The 4,136-nt window shown below is 63.6% G+C and carries 4 protein-coding genes; all 4 read left to right on the plus strand.

What is annotated here, in order from left to right; translation table 11 throughout:
- Positions 1–539 precede the first annotated feature (539 nt).
- The gene (locus IM708_RS20465) at positions 540–1,307 is read left to right on the plus strand and encodes a response regulator transcription factor (RefSeq protein ID WP_209428408.1); all 768 of its coding nucleotides are present in this window, start codon (positions 540–542) and stop codon (positions 1,305–1,307) included.
- Positions 1,307–1,765, plus strand: a complete 459-nt coding sequence (locus IM708_RS20470; RefSeq protein ID WP_209428409.1) for a flagellar biosynthesis repressor FlbT — start codon at positions 1,307–1,309, stop codon at positions 1,763–1,765. The genes IM708_RS20465 and IM708_RS20470 overlap by 1 nt, the downstream gene beginning before the upstream one ends.
- The gene (locus IM708_RS20475) at positions 1,762–3,021 is read left to right on the plus strand and encodes a hybrid sensor histidine kinase/response regulator (RefSeq protein WP_209428410.1); all 1,260 of its coding nucleotides are present in this window, start codon (positions 1,762–1,764) and stop codon (positions 3,019–3,021) included. The genes IM708_RS20470 and IM708_RS20475 overlap by 4 nt, the downstream gene beginning before the upstream one ends.
- A gap of 258 nt (positions 3,022–3,279) precedes the next feature.
- Positions 3,280–3,897 carry a hypothetical protein gene (locus IM708_RS20480; RefSeq protein ID WP_209428411.1) on the plus strand — a complete coding sequence of 206 codons (618 nt, stop codon included), beginning with the start codon at positions 3,280–3,282 and terminating at the stop codon, positions 3,895–3,897.
- Positions 3,898–4,136: the final 239 nt, after the last annotated feature.

Raw genomic sequence — 4,136 nt, forward strand, 5'->3', positions numbered from 1 at the left:
GGCCATGTCGCGTTGCGCTGAGTGGAGTGGAAAGCCGTCTTCGATGGATCGGAACGTCATGGGACTGTGGGTTCCCGGAAAATGATCGCTCTCATTTGGCGACTCACGGCGCATCTTGCAACCTTTGCGAGCGGTCGGTCGAGGTCCACATCCGATGCGCAGATGCTCGCGCACCCTGTCCTGAGGGACAACAAATGGCTGCACGTCGGGGCGGGTGCAGGGGCCGGCCCGGCGGCTCAGCGATGGTCGAGAAACTCAAGTCTTGGCGCCAAATCAAGGCGTTCAGCGCAAATGTGCCCGACCGGTGATTGCGAGAATTCGTCGCTCCGGGCATGTCTCACCGAATTCTCACACCGGTTTTCTGGCCCTCCAGGCCGCTCAGCCCGTTCAAGATGCGTTAGCACTTCCGCACATCTTTACACAACCCTGAGACGACTTCGCGCAAAAATACGGGCAAACCTTCTCTATGAAGGAGGCAGACAAAGTGGCCCGGAAACCGGATCTGGCCCAAACCGGGCCGCAATCATCGGAGAACCGAAATGCGTATTCTTGTAGTCGAGGACGATATCCACGTGGCGGCCGTGCTTGAGCGGCGACTGGGACGGGACGGGTTCAACGTCCAGCAGACCGATACCGGCGAAGAGGCCATCGATCTGGCACGTCACTATCCGTTTGACCTGGTGCTTCTGGACCTCAACCTGCCGGATATCCCTGGGCAGACGGTACTGCGCCGGCTGAGAATGATCGACGCGCGCATTCCGGTGATGGTGCTGTCGGGCGACGACGACACCGAGACGCGTCTGCGCTGCTTCGAACTCGGGGCCGACGACTTCATGGTCAAGCCCTGCCATGGCGACGAGTTGGTGGCGCGGGTGCGGGCGATCATTCGGCGCAACAACGGTCATGTGACCCCGACATTGGAGATCGGCGATCTGAGCGTGGACACGCAGGCGCGCGAGGTGCATGCGGCGGGAGAGCCAGTACCGCTGACCCGCCGTGAGTACCAGCTTCTGGAGTTTCTCGCGCTGCGCCGGGGAACGACGGTCAGCAAGGATGCCTTGCTGACCCATATGTATGACGGCGTTGACGAGCCCGACGCGAAGATCATCGATGTCTACGTCTGCAAGATCCGGAGCAAGCTGGCGGACGTCGCCCCGGATCTGGTTGCGCAGATCGAAACCGTCTGGGGCCGCGGCTATGCGCTCAAGTCAGGAGAGCCGGACGTCGCCCGCCTTGCTCCGCCGCCACCTCTCGCCGCGCGTTCGGTCGCACGCCCGTCCGAGACCCGGCTGACGCGAGTGGCGTGATGCCGGGTCTGGTGCTCAAGCTCGCTCCCAATGAACGCATCTATGTCAATGGCGCCATGGTGGAGAACGGCGACCGCCGATCGGAGTTGTGCCTGCCTCTGCGCGATACCGATATCCTGCGTGAACGCGATATCGTGGAGGCCGATGTCGGAACCGACGCACTGGGCGCTGCCCTCTTGCTCGCGCAGATGGCGCTGATGCGACGTGATGGGCGCGACGCGATCGTGGCCCGTCTCAATGTGCAATTCCGTGCGCTGCTGCGCGATCCGGTCCTTCGCGGCAATGAGCGCGTCCTCGCCGCAGCCAGCGAGCTGGCCGCCGGCTCGGTGTCGGGCGCACACTACCTGTTGCTGCGCGCCTATCGCGATCGCGCTGCCGCCGCAGGCGCCAGAAACGACGCAGCGCCCTGGCCACCTCGTCAGAATATTTGCACCTCCGCAGCCGCAGCTCAAAGATGAACATGCGCCGCGCCGATATCTCTTCTGGGTTGCCTGCCGTCGATGTCACACCCGCGCCGCGCGCGGCGCTGGTTGTCGATGACGACGATATGGTGCGCGACACCGTGGCGATGCAGCTCGAAGGCGACGGCTGGAGGGTCGCCAGCGCCTCCAACATCGCCGAAGCGCGGGCGGTGCTGCACGCCGATCCGGCAATCGCGGTCGTGGTCTGCGACATACACCTGACCAGCGAAAGCGGTTTCGAGCTGGCCGAGATGTTGGCCGATCTGCGATCCGAGCAGCTGGCCACCGAGATCGTCTTCATTACGGGCAATGCCAGCAGCGACACCGCCATCGAGGCGCTGCGCCATCGGGCTTTCGACCTGGTTCGCAAGCCTCTGCGCCGCGCCGATCTGGTGAAGCGGGTCGCCGCCGCCGAAATGTCGGCCGCCCGCCGTCGGCAGCAACAGGCGATGCTGGATCAGCTTGAACATCGCGTGGCTGAGGGCGAGGCGATGAAACGGCGCCTGGCCATGGCGATGCGTGAGGCCGAGGGCCAGAATCGGGAGCTGGCGGAAAGCGTCGGCGATGCCCGCCACGACCTTCTGGCAGTGATCGCTCACGAGCTCAGAACGCCCCTGATTCCCATCGTCGGTCTCGCCGACATCTTGCTGAATTCGGACGAACTGAGTCCCAACGAGGTTCGCGAATTTGCCGAGATGATCCGCGACGGCGGCGAGCGTTTGGGCGCGATCATCGACCGGACCCTGACTTATCTGGACGCCGAGCGGCAACAGACCGTAGCCGAGATGCACGAGTTCCCGATCGCCGCGCTGATCGACACCGCGCTCGCGAAGCTGCCGAAGGCCACAGTCGAAAACGGGTGCGGCTTCGACATCGATTGTTCGACCGACCTGCACGCCTGGGGGGCGGCGGACCTGCTCGCCGAGGCGCTGGCCGAACTTCTCGACAACGCCATCAAGGCCAGTCCGAAAGGCGCCAGTGTCCGGATCACCGCGTGCCCGGAAGACGACGGCCGCGTCGCGATCGAGGTCACCGATATCGGCCCCGGATTACCCGAGGTCGTGCGCCGAAATATTGGCACGCCGTTCCTCCAAGGCGACGCAAGCACCACGCGGCGCTGGTCCGGCGTCGGCCTCGGGCTGGCTCGCGCGCGCAAGAGCGCGCAGCTAAACGGAGGCACTCTCATGATCCCGGACCCGCAGCCTGACACCGGCGCGCGGTTGCGCATGATTCTACGCAGCGCCGAACCCTGACTCATCGTCTCGTGCACACAAAATCCCGTGAGAGGGCGGCGAGCGAAGTTCGAGAAAGGTCGCTGCCCATCGCGGCGATTCCGGCAAGACGGCTCTCGTTCCCGCCTGATTACCCAGCGCCCGTCGACGCCGAAGCCTGAAGCACACCGACGATCTGGAAGTTCTATCCCGGAGGCGTAGGTTCTGGCTCTGGGATGCGGTTGATGCTTTGCCACTGTCGGGCCACCGCATCGCGCGGCGAAAAAGGAAACGAGACACATGTCGGTCACGCAGCAAAGCCTGCTCGATGCTATGGACGGTGTCGCCATGCTCCTCGACCACGAGTTGCGCATCAAGCAAATTGGCGAACCAAACTGGGCGCGATTCCGAAACGACAATTCGCCTCAAGACCCAGGGGGCCTCGAGCGGCCCGCGGCGAGAGTGCTCGGCCGCCCAGTGACCGAGTTCATTGCCGGCGATACGGTGCGCGCCACTTTCGCGGACCTGTTCAAGAGCGTGCTGAACGGGGCGCGCTCGATCGTTCAATTGGATTTCCGCTGCGATGCGCCGGCACTGCGACGCGACATGCGACTGGCCGTCAGGCCGGTCAAGACCGACGGTCAGGTGCGCCACCTTCTCTATCAGTCGATCACACTGAGGGTTCAGCAACGGCCAGCACTCCCGTTGTTCGGCACGCCGGTTGTTGATCAGGACAACGATGACATCCTGACGCTCTGCGCCATCTGCGCGAGGGTGGCCTGGCCGATCGGCGCGCCGACGGGTGAACGGGAATGGATCGAACCCGCCGAATACTACAGGCGCGACGGCAGTGACATTGCGCTGATCTCGCATGGATTCTGTGAGGACTGCTTCGCACACATTCAGGACGAGGATTGAAGGTCGGAAAACGGCGTGGCGACCTTGAGGATTCCGCAAACCATTCCAAACAGGAGGCCCAGAGGAAGAAACAATATTGTCTCGCCGCCTCACCAGTACCCCGCACCACGCCTTAATCGTACAGGCGCGCGTGTAAAGGCGCCCGAAAATGGCGTTCGGGCCTCCCTGCACTCAGAGCAGTGAACCGCCCATTCAAAAAGCCCCTGCCGATCACCCGCTGAAGGCGTAACCTTTCCCAT

The sequence above is a fragment of the Pararhodobacter sp. SW119 genome (assembly GCF_017811755.1).
Classification (GTDB): Bacteria; Pseudomonadota; Alphaproteobacteria; order Rhodobacterales; family Rhodobacteraceae; genus Pararhodobacter.

Excerpts from the sequence above, each read along its gene's own strand:
- IM708_RS20465 (WP_209428408.1), top strand. The coding sequence starts at position 540 with ATGCGTATTCTTGTAGTCGAGGACGATATCCACGTGGCGGCCGTGCTT.
- IM708_RS20470 (WP_209428409.1), top strand. The coding sequence starts at position 1,307 with ATGCCGGGTCTGGTGCTCAAGCTCGCTCCCAATGAACGCATCTATGTC.
- IM708_RS20475 (WP_209428410.1), top strand. The coding sequence starts at position 1,762 with ATGAACATGCGCCGCGCCGATATCTCTTCTGGGTTGCCTGCCGTCGAT.
- IM708_RS20480 (WP_209428411.1), top strand. The coding sequence starts at position 3,280 with ATGTCGGTCACGCAGCAAAGCCTGCTCGATGCTATGGACGGTGTCGCC.